The sequence below is a fragment of the Pseudomonas sp. EA_65y_Pfl2_P74 genome (genome assembly GCF_963970575.1).
Taxonomy (GTDB): Bacteria; Pseudomonadota; Gammaproteobacteria; order Pseudomonadales; family Pseudomonadaceae; genus Aquipseudomonas; species Aquipseudomonas baetica_A.
In genome coordinates this window covers 190349-206631 of the sequence record NZ_CAXAOQ010000009.1, presented here as the reverse complement: position 1 = coordinate 206631, position 16283 = coordinate 190349, and the positions used below count along the sequence as shown (strand labels likewise).

The following is a 16283-nucleotide window of genomic DNA, read 5'->3' as shown; positions in this document are numbered from 1 at the left end:
GACCATAGAGCGTTGGAACCACCTGATCCCATCCCGAACTCAGCAGTGAAACGATGCATCGCCGATGGTAGTGTGGGGTTTCCCCATGTGAGAGTAGGTCATCGTCAAGATTAAATTCCGAAACCCCAATTGCGAAAGCAGTTGGGGTTTTGTTTTGCCCGCAGGAAATGTGTCTGCTTGTTTTCTATGCAACGGCCCGGCGCATGGCTATTATTCGGGCCTCACTGTGAGGCGAGACCTACATGCTGACGTTGTTGAATCTTCTGAAGGATGGGCGATTCCATTCTGGTCAGGACCTAGGCGCCGCCTTAGGAATTAGTCGAAGTGCGGTATGGAAGCAGCTTCAGCACTTGGAGGCTGAGCTTGGGCTGTCCATTCACAAGGTTCGGGGCCGAGGTTATCAGTTGGCTGCGCCGCTTGTGTTGATCGATCCTCTTAAAGTGGCGCGGATGAAAGAGAGTTGGCCAATTGCGGTTTTTGATTCTATCGACTCGACTAATGCTGAGGCTTTGCGCGCCATTGGCCGGGGGCAGGCAGCGCCATTTTTAGTGCTTGCCGAGCGACAGATATCTGGACGTGGGCGTAGAGGGCGCAAGTGGGTTAGCCCGTTTGCCGAAAACCTTTATTACAGTCTCGTTCTGCGAATTGATGGTGGGATGCGCCAGCTTGAGGGCTTGAGTCTTGTTGTTGGGTTGGCAGTCATGCGAACCCTGCAAAAGCTCGGCGTCACTGGCGCAGGTTTGAAGTGGCCTAACGATGTTCTCGTCGGCAATAAGAAAATTGCCGGTATTTTGCTGGAGTTGGTTGGGGATCCGGCTGATGTGTGTCACGTGGTACTAGGTATAGGTATTAACGTAAATATGCAGGTTGCAGAGGAGGTTGATCAGCAATGGACTTCCATGCGACTTGAATCTGGTACAACTTGCGATCGTAACGTTCTGGTTTTCGAGTTAAGCGAACAGTTGCAGTCATATATACAGCGTCAGCAGGTCGGTGGTTTTTCAGTTCTCCAGGCAGAATGGGAGGAAAACCATTTGTGGCAGGAGCGATCAGTGTCGTTGATTGCTGGTGTCAGCCAGGTTGATGGTGTTGTGCTGGGGATTGATAGCCAAGGCGCGCTGCGTTTGCAGGTGAGTGGTGTGGAAAAGGTCTTTAGCGGTGGCGAGCTCAGCCTGAGGTTGCGTGATGATTCTTGAGCTTGATTGTGGCAACAGCTTCATAAAGTGGCGCGTGCTGAGTGCCGAGGCTGCTGTTTTGATCGCAGAGGGGGTGGTTGACTCGGATCAGGCTCTGCGTGATGGTCTATTTGCTCTAGCTGGATTGTCGCTAAGCAAATGCCGTCTTGTTAGTGTTCGTACTCTCGAGGAGACGGGAGCGTTAATCGAAATGCTTCGGCGGGATTTCGATCTGACAGTTGTATGTGCAGAGCCAGCTCGTGAAATGTCTGGTGTTAGAAACGGTTATGAGGACTACGAGCGCTTGGGGCTTGATCGTTGGTTAGCGATGCTCGGCGGATTCCACTTAGCTGAAGGTGCATGTCTGGTGCTGGATTTTGGCACGGCGGTAACGGCGGACTTCATCGCGGAAGATGGAGAGCATCTCGGGGGCTTTATTTGTCCTGGCATGCCGTTGATGCGTAACCAGTTGCGCACCCATACACGAAAGATACGATACGGTGATCTCGCGGCTGAGCGTGCATTGACAAGCCAGGCTCCCGGTCGGAGCACTGTTGAGGCGGTGGAGCGCGGTTGCTCTCTAATGCTCAAAGGGTTCGTGCTCACTCAGATGGAAATGGCACGAGCCTATTGGGGGGAGAGTTTCACTGTATTTCTTACAGGGGGGGATGCCGTATTAATAGCAGATGTTGTCCCAGAGGCCAGGGTTGTTCCTGACCTGGTGTTCGTGGGCTTGGCTATGGCGTGTCCTTTGTCCTGAGGTCTGTATGCGTTGGTTGTTCCTGCTGTTCCTTGTTCTCAATGTTTTCTATTACGTCTGGCATCAGCAGGAAGCACCTTTGCGTGCAAAAGATGTCACCCCTCTGAGTTTGTATAAAGGCCCCCAGCATGACATTCGTTTGCTCAGCGAGAGTCTGGATGCTTCTCGAGAGAATGCTGGTGTGCGCTTTGAGGAGCGCTGTCTTTATTTGGGGGGATTTGCTCGTCAGGATTTGGTTGAAGCGTTGGGGCGCCGTTTGGCGGAGATGGATATCAAGGCTTCGCCGTTGCCTGACGAGCGTCCGGCAACAGGATACTGGCTGCGTATCTCACCTGAAGGTCAGCGATTGTTGGGTGCTGATCAGTTGCAAAACCTTTCCAAGGAATTCAATGAGTTAAAACATAAAATAATGCTGTGCGAAGGGGTTGCGCCTGCTGAATAGTTTGCATAGAATGGCGCCCGCTCCACAGTGAAGACCTGAAGAGGTGGTCATGAAGGAGTGGTGTCAATGCAGCTAACCTCAAGTTTTTAAATGAGAAAATGCTTGACAGGGGTTTGGCATAGTATAAAATGCCGGCCTGATTAGGAGGGGTTCCCGAGCGGCCAAAGGGATCAGACTGTAAATCTGACGTCTACGACTTCGAAGGTTCGAATCCTTCTCCCTCCACCAGATTTAAGCGTGAGCTGCAGGCTCTGCGGGTATAGTTTAGTGGTAGAACCTCAGCCTTCCAAGCTGATGATGCGGGTTCGATTCCCGCTACCCGCTCCAAGCTTGCAGGTTGTGCAAAGTGTTTCGCTCTTGTAGCTCAGTTGGTAGAGCACACCCTTGGTAAGGGTGAGGTCAGCGGTTCAAATCCGCTCAAGAGCTCCATATAACAAGGCAGATATGAAAATATCTGCCTTTGTTTTAATGGTTGATGTTGTTTGTCTAATTCTTCTGTTTGAGGGTGATATCGATGGCTAAGGAAAAATTTGATCGTTCCCTGCCCCATGTTAACGTAGGGACCATCGGTCACGTTGACCACGGTAAAACCACTCTGACCGCTGCTCTGACTCGTGTCTGCTCCGAGGTTTTCGGTTCAGCCGTAGTTGAATTCGACAAGATCGACAGCGCTCCAGAAGAAAAAGCTCGCGGTATCACCATCAACACCGCGCACGTTGAGTACAACTCGCTGATCCGTCACTACGCTCACGTTGACTGCCCAGGTCACGCTGACTATGTGAAGAACATGATCACCGGTGCTGCTCAAATGGACGGCGCTATCCTGGTTTGCTCGGCCGCCGATGGTCCGATGCCACAAACCCGTGAGCACATCCTGCTGTCCCGTCAGGTAGGCGTTCCGTACATCGTGGTTTTCCTGAACAAGGCTGACCTGGTAGACGACGCAGAGCTGCTGGAACTGGTTGAGATGGAAGTTCGCGACCTGCTGTCCACCTACGACTTCCCGGGCGATGACACTCCAATCATCATCGGTTCGGCTCGTATGGCGCTGGAAGGCAAAGACGACAACGAGATGGGCACCACTGCCGTCAAGAAACTGGTTGAGACTCTGGACAGCTACATCCCAGAACCAGTTCGTATGATCGACAAGCCGTTCCTGATGCCAATCGAAGACGTATTCTCGATCTCGGGTCGCGGTACTGTTGTGACCGGTCGTATCGAGCGCGGTATCGTTCGCGTTCAGGATCCGCTGGAAATCGTTGGTCTGCGTGACACTACTGTTTCCACCTGCACCGGTGTTGAAATGTTCCGCAAGCTGCTCGACGAAGGTCGTGCTGGCGAGAACTGCGGCGTTCTGCTGCGTGGCACCAAGCGTGACGACGTTGAGCGTGGTCAGGTTCTGGTTAAGCCGGGTTCGGTTAAGCCGCACACCAAGTTCACTGCAGAAGTTTACGTTCTGAGCAAGGAAGAAGGCGGTCGTCATACTCCGTTCTTCAAGGGCTACCGTCCACAGTTCTACTTCCGTACTACTGACGTGACTGGTAACTGCGAGCTGCCAGAAGGCGTTGAAATGGTAATGCCAGGTGACAACATTCAGATGACTGTTACCCTGATCAAAACCATCGCGATGGAAGACGGTCTGCGTTTCGCTATCCGTGAAGGCGGTCGTACCGTCGGCGCCGGCGTCGTAGCAAAGATCATCGAATAATCGGTTGTAATGTATTTTTCAGGCCGGCATAATGGTCGGCCTGATTTTGTTTTAGGTCAGTAGCTCAATTGGCAGAGCGACGGTCTCCAAAACCGTAGGTTGGGGGTTCGATTCCCTCCTGACCTGCCAGATTCACTTGGTGTGTCTGGCTTTCTTTTCACAGGATCTTCATAGATGACTCCTAAAGCTGAAACTCAAGGCTCTCGCTTCGATTTGCTCAAGTGGCTTGTAGTAGTTGCTTTGGTGGTTGTTGGCGTTGTTGGTAATCAGTATTACTCAGCTTCGCCGATCCTGTACCGCGTACTCGCATTGCTTGTGATTGCTGCTGCAGCTGCCTTTGTAGGTCTGCAAACTGCGAAGGGCAAGTCTTTCTTTGTACTGGTTAAGGAAGCTCGCACTGAGATTCGTAAAGTCGTTTGGCCAACTCGCCAAGAAACCACGCAGACCACGCTAATCGTTGTGGCTGTTGTTCTGGTTATGGCGTTGCTGTTGTGGGGGCTTGATTCCCTGCTCGGCTGGCTTGTTTCCTTGATTGTCGGCTAAGGGTGTCCCGTGGCTAAGCGTTGGTACGTTGTGCATGCTTACTCGGGTTACGAGAAGCATGTGATGCGCTCGCTTGTTGAGCGAGTGAAACTGGCTGGCATGGAAGATGGCTTTGGTGAAATTCTGGTTCCCACTGAAGAAGTGGTCGAAATGCGTAATGGCCAGAAGCGCAAAAGCGAGCGTAAGTTCTTTCCAGGTTATGTGCTGGTTCAGATGGATATGAATGAGGGTACTTGGCACTTGGTCAAGGACACACCTCGTGTGATGGGCTTTATCGGCGGAACTGCTGATAAGCCAGCGCCAATCACTGATAAAGAGGCAGAAGCAATTCTGCGTCGCGTTGCTGATGGTAGCGACAAACCTAAGCCTAAGACTCTTTTTGAGCCTGGTGAAACGGTGCGAGTCAATGATGGTCCATTTGCTGATTTCAATGGCGTCGTTGAAGAAGTTAACTACGAAAAGAGCCGGATCCAAGTGGCAGTGCTCATTTTCGGTCGCTCTACTCCGGTAGAGCTGGAGTTCAGTCAGGTCGAAAAGGTCTAGCTGAGCAAGCATCCCAACCCCGCAGCCTTAGGCTGTGGGGTTTTGTCGTCACTGGGATAAACGCGCAAGTAACCGGGGAGCCTTTCGAGGCGTTTGAACCCGTAATTGGAGTGCCTCATGGCCAAGAAGATTACCGCTTACATCAAGCTACAAGTGAAGGCCGCTCAGGCTAACCCAAGTCCACCTGTTGGTCCTGCTCTGGGTCAGCACGGCGTGAACATCATGGAGTTCTGCAAGGCTTTCAACGCCCGTACTCAGGGTCTTGAAGCAGGTCTGCCAACTCCAGTGATCATCACTGTCTACAGCGACCGTAGCTTCACTTTCGAAACCAAATCCACCCCTGCTTCGGTTCTGCTGAAGAAGGCGGCCGGTCTGACCAGCGGTTCCGCTCGTCCGAACACCGTTAAGGTTGGCACTGTTACCCGTGCTCAGCTGGAAGAAATCGCGAAAACCAAAAACGCGGATCTGACTGCAGCTGATATGGATGCAGCCGTGCGTACTATCGCCGGTTCTGCTCGTAGCATGGGCCTTAACGTGGAGGGTGTGTAATGGCTAAGCTGACCAAGCGTCAAAAGGCTATCGCCGGCAAAATCGAAGCAGGCAAGGCCTACAACATTGTAGACGCCGCTGCTCTGCTGGCTGAGCTGTCGACTGTCAAGTTCAGCGAGTCGTTTGACGTTGCTGTAAACCTGGGTGTAGACCCGCGTAAATCCGACCAGGTTGTTCGTAGCGCTACTGTGCTGCCACACGGCACTGGCAAGACCGTTCGCGTTGCTGTGTTCACTCAGGGTCCAGCTGCTGAAGCCGCTCTGGCTGCTGGCGCTGACCGCGTAGGTATGGACGACCTGGCTGCCGAAATGAAAGGTGGCGACCTGAACTATGACGTAGTGATTGCATCCCCGGATGCCATGCGCGTTGTAGGTCAACTGGGCCAGATCCTCGGTCCACGTGGTCTGATGCCTAACCCGAAGGTCGGCACCGTGACTCCAGACGTAGCTACTGCGGTTAAGAATGCTAAAGCTGGTCAGGTTCGTTATCGCACCGATAAAAACGGCATCATCCACACTTCCGTTGGCAAGATGGGCTTCGAAGCCGTCAAGCTGAAGGAAAACGTTGAAGCTCTGATCGCTGATCTGAAGCGTATCAAGCCAGCTTCCTCGAAAGGTATTTACGTCAAGCGCGTTACCCTGAGCACAACTATGGGCCCAGGTCTGGTTATCGATCAGAGCTCGCTGGACGCGTAAGACAAAGGTTGGCGCGATTGATCGCGCCAATTGAAAGATTGGGGTCCCTGCCTGGCGGGGGCTATCCAAGACCGTAGGCGACGCAAGTCTTAAACCATAAGCCTACGCAGATGGTGCTCCCGGTTCCTTACCGAATCAGACACCAAAACGACATTCGGTTTCGATCGAATGAAACGGTAACAAGCAGGAGTTAAACCCGTGGCAATTAATCTCGAAGACAAGAAGGCCATCGTCGCTGAAGTCAACGAGGCTGCCAAAGTCGCTCTGTCCGCTGTCGTGGTTGATGCCCGTGGCGTAACAGTAGGCGCAATGACCGGACTCCGTAAAGAGGCTCGTGAAGCTGGCGTTTACGTACGTGTTGTACGTAACACCTTGCTCAAGCGCGCTGTTGCTGACACTCAATACAGTGTCCTCAACGACGTGTTCACCGGCCCGACCCTGATTGCATTCTCGAACGAACATCCGGGCGCTGCTGCCCGTATTTTCAAAGAGTTTGCCAAGGGTCAGGACAAGTTCGAGATCAAGGCAGCTGCGTTCGAGGGCAAGTTCCTCGCAGCTAATCAGATCGACGTACTGGCAACTCTGCCGACCCGTGACGAAGCAATTTCTCAGCTGATGAGCGTGATTCAAGGCGCTACCAGCAAATTGGCTCGTACTCTGGCGGCAATTCGCGACCAGAAAGAAGCTGCCGCAGCCTAAGGCTCGTCAACTTCTCGCGTTTTTTGTTTATTTCGATGGTCGCGTAGGCCGTCCCCCAATTCAGGAATTGAGTCATGTCTCTGACTAACGAACAAATCATCGAAGCAATCGGCCAGAAATCCGTAGTGGAAATCGTTGAGCTGATCAAAGCGATGGAAGAAACCTTCGGTGTTACCGCTGCTGCTGCTTCGGCTGGTCCAGCTGCTGCTGCCGCTGTTGTTGAAGAGCAAACCGAGTTCAACGTTGTTCTGCTGGAAGCTGGCGAGAAGAAGGTTAACGTGATCAAGGCAGTTCGTGAACTGACCGGTCTGGGCCTGAAAGAAGCCAAAGAGAAAGTAGACGGCGCTCCTCAGGTTGTAGCTGAAGGCGTTTCGAAAGAAGCTGCTGAAGACGCCAAGAAGAAGCTGGAAGAAGCAGGCGCTAAAGTCGAGCTGAAGTAAGTATCGACTTTGCTCCTCCAGCCCGAGCGTAAAGCGACAGGCTGATGGCTGGTGGCTCTTGCCACCGGCCTTTTTCCGTTATTGGCAGCCGACTGGGTCGGTGCTGATAAAGGTGCTTTAACCACCCGATGTGGTGGCGCAAACCATGGGGTTTGCACGATTTTCTGGCTGCTCCCGTCGGGAGGGGCCAAACAAGCAGGTGACCAAGCTGGGGAACGCTGATGGCTTACTCATATACTGAGAAAAAACGTATCCGCAAGGACTTTAGCAAGTTGCCGGACGTCATGGATGTGCCGTACCTCCTGGCCATCCAGCTGGATTCGTATCGTGAATTCTTGCAAGCGGGAGCGACTAAAGATCAGTTCCGCGACGTGGGCCTGCATGCGGCCTTCAAATCCGTTTTCCCGATCATCAGCTACTCCGGCAATGCTGCGCTGGAGTACGTCGGTTATCGCCTGGGCGAACCGGCATTTGATGTCAAAGAATGCGTATTGCGCGGTGTAACTTACGCCGTACCTTTGCGGGTAAAAGTGCGCCTGATCATTTTCGACAAAGAATCGTCGAACAAAGCGATCAAGGACATCAAAGAGCAAGAAGTCTACATGGGTGAAATCCCCCTGATGACTGAGAACGGTACCTTCGTAATCAACGGTACCGAGCGTGTAATCGTTTCCCAGCTGCACCGTTCCCCGGGCGTGTTCTTCGATCACGACCGCGGCAAGACGCATAGCTCCGGCAAACTGTTGTACTCCGCGCGCATCATCCCTTATCGCGGTTCGTGGCTGGACTTCGAGTTCGACCCGAAAGACTGCGTATTCGTGCGTATCGACCGTCGTCGCAAGCTGCCGGCCTCGGTACTGCTGCGCGCGCTCGGCTACACCACTGAAGAAGTGCTGGACGCGTTCTACACCACCAACGTATTCCACCTGAGCGGCGAAACCCTCAGCCTGGAGCTGATTGCATCGCGTCTGCGTGGTGAAATTGCCGTTCTGGATATCCAGGATGAAAAAGGCAAGGTCATTGTTGAAGCTGGCCGTCGTATTACTGCGCGCCACATCAACCAGATCGAAAAGGCCGGTATCAAGACGCTGGAAGTGCCTCTGGACTACGTCCTGGGTCGCACCACTGCCAAGGTCATCGTGCATCCGGCTACTGGCGAAATCCTGGCTGAGTGCAACACCGAGCTTAACGTTGAGATCCTCGGCAAAATCGCCAAGGCTCAAGTCGTTCGCATCGAGACCCTGTACACCAACGACATCGACTGCGGTCCGTTCGTTTCTGACACGCTGAAGATCGACTCCACCAGCAACCAATTGGAAGCGCTGGTCGAGATCTATCGCATGATGCGTCCAGGCGAGCCGCCAACCAAAGACGCTGCCGAAACCCTGTTCAATAACCTGTTCTTCAGCCCTGAGCGCTATGACCTGTCTGCGGTCGGCCGGATGAAGTTCAACCGTCGTATCGGTCGTACCGAGATCGAAGGTTCGGGTGTGCTGTGCAAGGAAGACATCGTCGCGGTACTGAAGACTCTGGTCGACATCCGTAACGGTAAAGGTATCGTCGATGACATCGACCACTTGGGTAACCGTCGTGTTCGCTGCGTAGGCGAAATGGCCGAGAACCAGTTCCGCGTTGGCCTGGTACGCGTTGAGCGTGCGGTCAAAGAGCGTCTGTCGATGGCTGAAAGCGAAGGCCTGATGCCGCAAGACCTGATCAACGCCAAGCCAGTGGCTGCGGCGGTGAAAGAGTTCTTCGGTTCCAGCCAGTTGTCTCAGTTCATGGACCAGAACAACCCGCTGTCCGAGATCACCCACAAGCGTCGTGTTTCTGCACTCGGCCCTGGCGGTTTGACTCGTGAGCGCGCTGGCTTTGAGGTTCGTGACGTACACCCGACTCACTACGGTCGCGTATGCCCGATTGAAACGCCGGAAGGTCCGAACATTGGTCTGATCAACTCCCTGGCTGCTTATGCGCGCACCAACCAGTACGGCTTCCTGGAAAGCCCGTACCGTGTGGTGAAAGACGCATTGGTCACCGACGAGATCGTGTTCCTGTCTGCCATCGAAGAAGCTGATCACGTGATCGCTCAGGCTTCGGCCACGATGAACGACAAGAAAACGCTGATCGATGAGTTGGTAGCTGTTCGTCACTTGAACGAATTCACCGTTAAGGCGCCTGAAGAAGTCACCTTGATGGACGTTTCGCCGAAGCAGGTAGTTTCGGTTGCAGCGTCGTTGATTCCGTTCCTCGAGCACGATGACGCCAACCGTGCGTTGATGGGTTCGAACATGCAGCGTCAAGCTGTACCCACCCTGCGCGCTGACAAGCCGCTGGTAGGTACCGGCATGGAGCGTAACGTAGCTCGTGACTCCGGCGTTTGCGTCGTTGCTCGTCGTGGTGGCGTGATCGACTCTGTTGATGCCAGCCGTATCGTGGTTCGTGTTGCTGATGACGAAGTTGAAACCGGCGAAGCGGGTGTCGACATCTACAACCTCACCAAATACACCCGCTCCAACCAGAACACCTGCATCAACCAGCGTCCGCTGGTGCGTAAAGGTGATCGGGTTCAGCGTAGCGACATCATGGCTGACGGCCCGTCCACCGACATGGGTGAGCTGGCACTGGGTCAGAACATGCGCATCGCGTTCATGGCCTGGAACGGTTACAACTTCGAAGACTCCATCTGCCTGTCGGAACGAGTTGTTCAAGAAGATCGATTCACCACGATCCACATTCAGGAACTGACCTGTGTGGCCCGTGACACCAAGCTTGGGCCAGAGGAAATCACTGCGGACATCCCTAACGTGGGTGAAGCTGCACTGAACAAGCTGGACGAAGCCGGTATCGTTTACGTAGGTGCTGAAGTCGGCGCAGGCGACATCCTGGTGGGTAAGGTCACTCCGAAAGGCGAGACCCAACTGACTCCGGAAGAAAAACTGCTGCGTGCAATTTTCGGTGAAAAAGCCAGCGACGTTAAAGACACCTCCCTGCGTGTACCTACCGGTACCAAAGGTACTGTCATTGACGTACAGGTCTTCACCCGCGACGGCGTTGAGCGTGATGCTCGTGCCCTGTCGATCGAGAAGTCCCAGCTGGACGAGATCCGCAAGGACCTGAACGAAGAGTTCCGTATCGTTGAAGGCGCAACTTTCGAACGTCTGCGTTCCGCTCTGGTAGGCCACAAGGCTGAAGGCGGTGCTGGTCTGAAGAAAGGTCAGGACATTACCGACGAAGTGCTCGACGGTCTTGAGCATGGTCAGTGGTTCAAACTGCGCATGGCTGAAGACGCTCTGAACGAGCAGCTCGAGAAGGCTCAGGCCTACATCGTTGACCGCCGCCGTCTGCTGGACGACAAGTTCGAAGACAAGAAGCGCAAACTGCAGCAGGGCGATGACCTGGCTCCAGGCGTGCTGAAAATCGTCAAGGTTTACCTGGCAATCCGTCGTCGCATCCAGCCGGGCGACAAGATGGCCGGTCGTCACGGTAACAAAGGTGTGGTCTCCGTGATCATGCCGGTTGAAGACATGCCGCACGATGCCAATGGCACCCCGGTAGACGTCGTCCTCAACCCACTGGGCGTACCTTCGCGTATGAACGTTGGTCAGATCCTTGAAACCCACCTGGGCCTCGCAGCCAAAGGTCTGGGCGAGAAGATCAACCGTATGGTCGAAGAGCAGCGTAAAGTCGCTGAACTGCGCACTTTCCTGGACGAGATCTACAACCAGATCGGCGGTCGTAACGAAGACCTGGACAGCTTCTCCGATCAGGAAATCCTGGATCTGGCACAGAACCTGCGTGGCGGCGTTCCAATGGCCACCCCAGTGTTCGACGGCGCCAAGGAAAGCGAAATCAAGGCCATGCTGAAACTGGCAGACCTGCCGGAAAGCGGCCAGATGCAACTGACTGATGGCCGTACCGGCAACAAGTTCGAGCGTCCAGTTACCGTTGGCTACATGTACATGCTGAAGCTGAACCACTTGGTAGACGACAAGATGCACGCTCGTTCTACCGGTTCGTACAGCCTGGTTACCCAGCAGCCGTTGGGTGGTAAGGCGCAGTTCGGTGGTCAGCGTTTCGGGGAGATGGAGGTCTGGGCACTGGAAGCATACGGTGCTGCTTACACTCTGCAAGAAATGCTCACAGTGAAGTCGGACGATGTGAACGGCCGTACCAAGATGTACAAAAACATTGTGGATGGCGATCACCGTATGGAGCCGGGCATGCCCGAGTCCTTCAACGTGTTGATCAAGGAAATTCGTTCCCTCGGCATCGATATTGATCTGGAAACCGAATAACACGTGACGCGAATCGAGAGCGGGGCAGAATTGCCCGCTCTCTGCTCCGCCAGGAGGAAAGGCCTTGAAAGACCTACTGAATTTGCTGAAAAACCAGGGTCAAGTCGAAGAGTTCGACGCCATCCGTATTGGATTGGCCTCGCCTGAGATGATCCGCTCATGGTCGTTCGGTGAAGTTAAAAAGCCGGAAACCATCAACTACCGTACGTTCAAACCTGAGCGTGACGGCCTGTTCTGCGCCAAGATCTTTGGCCCGGTAAAGGATTACGAGTGCCTGTGCGGTAAGTACAAGCGCTTGAAGCACCGTGGTGTGATCTGCGAGAAGTGCGGCGTTGAAGTTGCACTGGCCAAGGTTCGTCGTGAGCGCATGGCGCACATCGAACTGGCTTCGCCGGTTGCCCACATCTGGTTCCTGAAATCGCTGCCGTCGCGTATCGGCTTGCTGATGGACATGACCCTGCGTGATATCGAACGCGTTCTCTACTTCGAGAGCTATGTCGTTATCGACCCGGGCATGACTACCCTTGAAAAAGGTCAGTTGCTGAACGACGAGCAGTACTTCGAGGCGCTGGAAGAATTTGGTGATGATTTCGACGCCCGCATGGGTGCTGAAGCTGTCCGCGAATTGCTGCACGCTATCGACCTGGAACACGAGATTGGCCGTCTGCGTGAAGAAATTCCGCAAACCAACTCCGAAACCAAGATCAAGAAGCTGTCCAAGCGTCTGAAGTTGATGGAAGCCTTCCAGGGTTCCGGCAACCTTCCAGAGTGGATGGTGCTGACCGTTCTGCCGGTTCTGCCGCCAGATCTGCGTCCATTGGTCCCGCTGGATGGCGGTCGCTTCGCGACTTCCGACCTCAACGATCTGTATCGTCGAGTGATCAACCGTAACAACCGTTTGAAGCGCCTGCTGGATCTGTCCGCTCCGGACATCATCGTGCGCAACGAAAAGCGTATGTTGCAGGAAGCGGTCGATGCACTGCTCGACAACGGTCGTCGTGGCCGCGCTATCACTGGTTCCAACAAGCGTCCTCTGAAATCCCTGGCTGACATGATCAAGGGTAAACAAGGTCGTTTCCGTCAGAACTTGCTCGGTAAGCGTGTTGACTACTCTGGTCGTTCGGTAATTACCGTAGGCCCGACCCTGCGTCTGCACCAGTGCGGTCTGCCGAAGAAAATGGCCCTCGAGCTGTTCAAACCGTTCATTTTCGGCAAGCTGGAAATGCGCGGTCTGGCGACCACCATCAAAGCGGCCAAGAAAATGGTCGAGCGCGAATTGCCAGAGGTTTGGGACGTTCTCGCTGAAGTGATTCGCGAACACCCGGTGCTTCTCAACCGTGCACCGACCCTTCACCGTCTGGGTATCCAGGCGTTTGAACCGGTACTGATCGAAGGTAAGGCTATTCAGCTGCACCCGCTGGTCTGCGCCGCGTACAACGCCGACTTCGACGGCGACCAAATGGCCGTGCACGTACCGCTGACACTGGAAGCCCAGTTGGAAGCGCGTGCGTTGATGATGTCGACCAACAACATTCTGTCGCCAGCCAACGGTGAGCCAATCATCGTTCCGTCGCAGGACGTTGTATTGGGTCTGTACTACATGACTCGTGAAGCGATCAACGCCAAGGGCGAAGGTCGTGTATTTGCGGATCTGCAGGAAGTTGACCGTGTGTTCCGTGCCGGCGAAGCCGCACTGCACGCCAAGGTTAAAGTACGTATCAACGAAACCGTCAACGATCGTGACGGCAACAGCGTGAGCGGTACCCGTATCGTCGACACCACCGTCGGCCGTGCGCTGCTGTTCCAGGTTGTGCCGAAAGGTCTGTCGTACGACGTCGTCAACTTGCCGATGAAGAAAAAGGCGATCTCCAAGCTGATCAACCAGTGCTACCGCGTGGTTGGTTTGAAAGAGACCGTCATTTTCGCTGACCAGTTGATGTACACCGGTTTCGCTTACTCGACCATTTCCGGCGTTTCCATCGGCGTTAACGACTTCGTTATCCCGGATGAAAAAGCCCGCATCATCGGTGCTGCCACCGACGAAGTGAAAGAGATCGAGAGCCAGTACGCCTCCGGCCTGGTTACCCAGGGCGAGAAGTACAACAAAGTGATCGACCTTTGGTCGAAGGCGAACGACGAAGTTTCCAAGGCGATGATGGCCAACCTCTCGAAAGAGAAAGTCATCGACCGTCATGGTGTTGAAGTCGATCAAGAGTCTTTCAACTCGATGTACATGATGGCCGACTCGGGTGCGCGGGGTTCCGCAGCACAGATTCGTCAGCTGGCCGGTATGCGTGGTCTGATGGCCAAGCCGGACGGTTCCATCATTGAAACGCCGATTACTGCGAACTTCCGTGAAGGTTTGAGCGTACTTCAGTACTTCATTTCGACTCACGGTGCTCGTAAAGGTCTGGCGGATACCGCGTTGAAAACTGCGAACTCCGGTTACCTGACTCGTCGTCTGGTAGACGTGGCGCAGGATCTGGTTGTAACCGAGATCGATTGCGGCACAGAACACGGTTTGCTGATGACTCCGCACATTGAAGGCGGTGACGTTGTCGAGCCGTTGGGTGAGCGCGTATTGGGTCGTGTTATCGCCCGTGACGTATTCAAGCCAGGTACCGAGGACGTCATCGTTCCTGCCGGCACTCTGGTAGACGAGAAGTGGGTCGAGTTCATCGAGCTGAACAGCATCGACGAAGTGATCGTGCGTTCGCCGATCAGCTGCGAAACCCGCTATGGCATTTGTGCCAAGTGCTACGGCCGAGATCTGGCTCGTGGTCACCAGGTGAACATTGGTGAAGCGGTCGGCGTTATCGCTGCCCAGTCCATCGGTGAGCCGGGTACCCAGCTGACAATGCGTACGTTCCACATCGGTGGTGCGGCAAGCCGTACTTCCGCAGCCGACAGCGTTCAGGTCAAGAATGGCGGTACCGTCCGTCTGCACAACCTGAAGCACGTTGAGCGAGTGGATGGTCACTTGGTTGCTGTGTCCCGTTCCGGTGAGCTGGCAATCGCTGACGACTTCGGTCGTGAGCGTGAGCGTTACAAGCTGCCGTACGGTGCTGTGATCTCGGTTAAAGAAGGTGACAAGGTCGACGCTGGCGCAATCGTGGCCAAGTGGGATCCGCACACTCACCCAATCGTTACCGAAATGAAAGGTACCGTGACCTACGTGGGCATGGAAGAAGGCATCACGATCAAACGTCAGACTGACGAATTGACCGGTATGACCAACATTGAAGTACTCGATGCGAAAGATCGTCCAGCTGCCGGCAAGGAAATCCGTCCTGCAGTGAAGATGGTCGATGACAACGGCAAGGATCTGTTGCTGCCAGGCACTGACGTTATCGCTCAGTACTTCCTGCCAGCTAACGCCCTGGTCGGTGTTGCGGATGGTGCGAAGATTGCGATCGGTGATGTTATCGCTCGTATCCCGCAAGAAACTTCGAAAACCCGCGACATCACCGGTGGTCTGCCGCGTGTTGCCGACTTGTTCGAAGCTCGCCGTCCGAAAGAAGCATCGATTCTGGCTGAAGTCAGTGGCACCATCGCGTTCGGTAAAGAGACCAAAGGCAAGCGCCGTCTGGTTATCACCCCGAACGACGGTACTGACCCGTACGAAGAGCTGATTCCGAAGTGGCGCCACCTGAACGTGTTCGAAGGCGAACAGGTAAACCGAGGCGAAGTTATCTCTGACGGCCCTAGCGATCCGCACGATATCCTGCGTTTGCTGGGTGTGAGCGCGCTGGCCAAGTACATCGTTAACGAGATCCAGGACGTTTACCGTCTGCAAGGCGTGAAGATCAACGACAAGCACATCGAGACCATTTTGCGTCAGATGCTGCGTAAGGTTGAAATCGCTGAGTCCGGCGATTCCACTTTCATCAAGGGCGACCAGATGGAATTGACTCACGTACTGGTAGAGAACGAGCGTCTGGGCGCGGAAGACAAGTTTGTCTCCAAGTTCACTCGCGTTCTGCTGGGTATCACCAAGGCGTCGTTGTCGACCGAATCGTTCATCTCGGCGGCTTCCTTCCAGGAAACCACCCGTGTACTGACCGAAGCAGCCGTCACCGGCAAGCGCGATTACCTGCGCGGCCTGAAAGAAAACGTAGTCGTGGGTCGTTTGATCCCGGCCGGTACCGGTCTGGCCTATCACAGCGAGCGCAAGCGTCGTCGTGAAGCAGACAAGCCGTTGCGCGTGAGCGCCAGTGAAGTGGAAGCTGCACTGACCGAAGCGCTGAACTCGAGCGGTAACTGAGTTCTGCGATATATGAGCGTAAGGCCCTGATCGCTCCGTTCATCGAATCGAGACAATTTGTCGAGGTTCGAGGGGCGGGGAGGTCGGGGCCTTGCCTTGACTGGGGGCAAGATCCTCTTTAGACTCTTGATCCCCTAAATTTGGCGGGAATTCGTTCCTGCCATTTTGCT

Annotated in this window: 12 protein-coding genes, 4 tRNA genes and 1 rRNA gene; all 17 read left to right on the top strand. The window is 54.4% G+C overall.

Translation table 11 applies throughout. From position 1 onward, the window contains the following. Window positions 1-110 (top strand): 5S ribosomal RNA (gene rrf / locus AACY18_RS09830); the annotation flags it as partial. A gap of 132 nt (window positions 111-242) precedes the next feature. Next, the gene (gene birA, locus AACY18_RS09825; RefSeq protein WP_339434339.1) at window positions 243-1196 is read left to right on the top strand and encodes a bifunctional biotin--[acetyl-CoA-carboxylase] ligase/biotin operon repressor BirA; all 954 of its coding nucleotides are present in this window, start codon (window positions 243-245) and stop codon (window positions 1194-1196) included. Beyond that, the gene (locus tag AACY18_RS09820; RefSeq protein ID WP_339434340.1) at window positions 1186-1935 is read left to right on the top strand and encodes a pantothenate kinase; all 750 of its coding nucleotides are present in this window, start codon (window positions 1186-1188) and stop codon (window positions 1933-1935) included. The genes birA and AACY18_RS09820 overlap by 11 nt, the downstream gene beginning before the upstream one ends. Before the next feature lie 7 nt (window positions 1936-1942). After that, a complete protein-coding gene (locus AACY18_RS09815) occupies window positions 1943-2377 on the top strand; it encodes a hypothetical protein (RefSeq protein ID WP_339434341.1) in 435 nt (144 codons plus the stop codon). Between the two features lie 143 nt (window positions 2378-2520). After that, window positions 2521-2605 (top strand) — tRNA-Tyr (locus AACY18_RS09810). 25 nt (window positions 2606-2630) lie between these two features. Beyond that, window positions 2631-2704, top strand: a tRNA-Gly gene (locus AACY18_RS09805). A gap of 26 nt (window positions 2705-2730) precedes the next feature. Beyond that, window positions 2731-2806: transfer RNA gene (locus AACY18_RS09800), tRNA-Thr, on the top strand. Window positions 2807-2891: 85 nt separating this feature from the next. Continuing rightward, entirely contained in the window at window positions 2892-4085 is a 1194-nt protein-coding gene (tuf, locus tag AACY18_RS09795) for an elongation factor Tu (protein ID WP_038362141.1), read from the top strand. A 53-nt stretch (window positions 4086-4138) separates the two neighbouring features. Further along, window positions 4139-4214, top strand: a tRNA-Trp gene (locus AACY18_RS09790). A gap of 45 nt (window positions 4215-4259) precedes the next feature. Next, window positions 4260-4628 (top strand): preprotein translocase subunit SecE, encoded by a 369-nt coding sequence (secE, locus tag AACY18_RS09785; protein WP_339434209.1) that lies wholly within the window; start codon window positions 4260-4262, stop codon window positions 4626-4628. Window positions 4629-4637: 9 nt separating this feature from the next. Further along, window positions 4638-5171: a transcription termination/antitermination protein NusG gene (nusG, locus tag AACY18_RS09780; RefSeq protein WP_007916492.1), complete on the top strand. Its 534-nt coding sequence runs from the start codon at window positions 4638-4640 to the stop codon at window positions 5169-5171. A 117-nt stretch (window positions 5172-5288) separates the two neighbouring features. Then, the gene (gene rplK, locus AACY18_RS09775) at window positions 5289-5720 is read left to right on the top strand and encodes a 50S ribosomal protein L11 (RefSeq protein ID WP_003228756.1); all 432 of its coding nucleotides are present in this window, start codon (window positions 5289-5291) and stop codon (window positions 5718-5720) included. Next, the gene (rplA, locus tag AACY18_RS09770) at window positions 5720-6415 is read left to right on the top strand and encodes a 50S ribosomal protein L1 (RefSeq protein ID WP_339434210.1); all 696 of its coding nucleotides are present in this window, start codon (window positions 5720-5722) and stop codon (window positions 6413-6415) included. The genes rplK and rplA overlap by 1 nt, the downstream gene beginning before the upstream one ends. 198 nt (window positions 6416-6613) lie before the next feature. Further along, a complete protein-coding gene (gene rplJ, locus AACY18_RS09765; RefSeq protein WP_008081912.1) occupies window positions 6614-7114 on the top strand; it encodes a 50S ribosomal protein L10 in 501 nt (166 codons plus the stop codon). Window positions 7115-7188: 74 nt separating this feature from the next. Beyond that, window positions 7189-7554, top strand: coding sequence for a 50S ribosomal protein L7/L12 (gene rplL, locus AACY18_RS09760; RefSeq protein ID WP_003228750.1), 366 nt, complete (start codon window positions 7189-7191; stop codon window positions 7552-7554). 221 nt (window positions 7555-7775) lie between these two features. Next, window positions 7776-11849, top strand: coding sequence for a DNA-directed RNA polymerase subunit beta (gene rpoB, locus AACY18_RS09755; protein ID WP_339434211.1), 4074 nt, complete (start codon window positions 7776-7778; stop codon window positions 11847-11849). Window positions 11850-11913: 64 nt separating this feature from the next. Beyond that, the gene (gene rpoC / locus AACY18_RS09750) at window positions 11914-16113 is read left to right on the top strand and encodes a DNA-directed RNA polymerase subunit beta' (RefSeq protein ID WP_042561345.1); all 4200 of its coding nucleotides are present in this window, start codon (window positions 11914-11916) and stop codon (window positions 16111-16113) included. The last annotated feature ends 170 nt before the right edge of the window (window positions 16114-16283 follow it).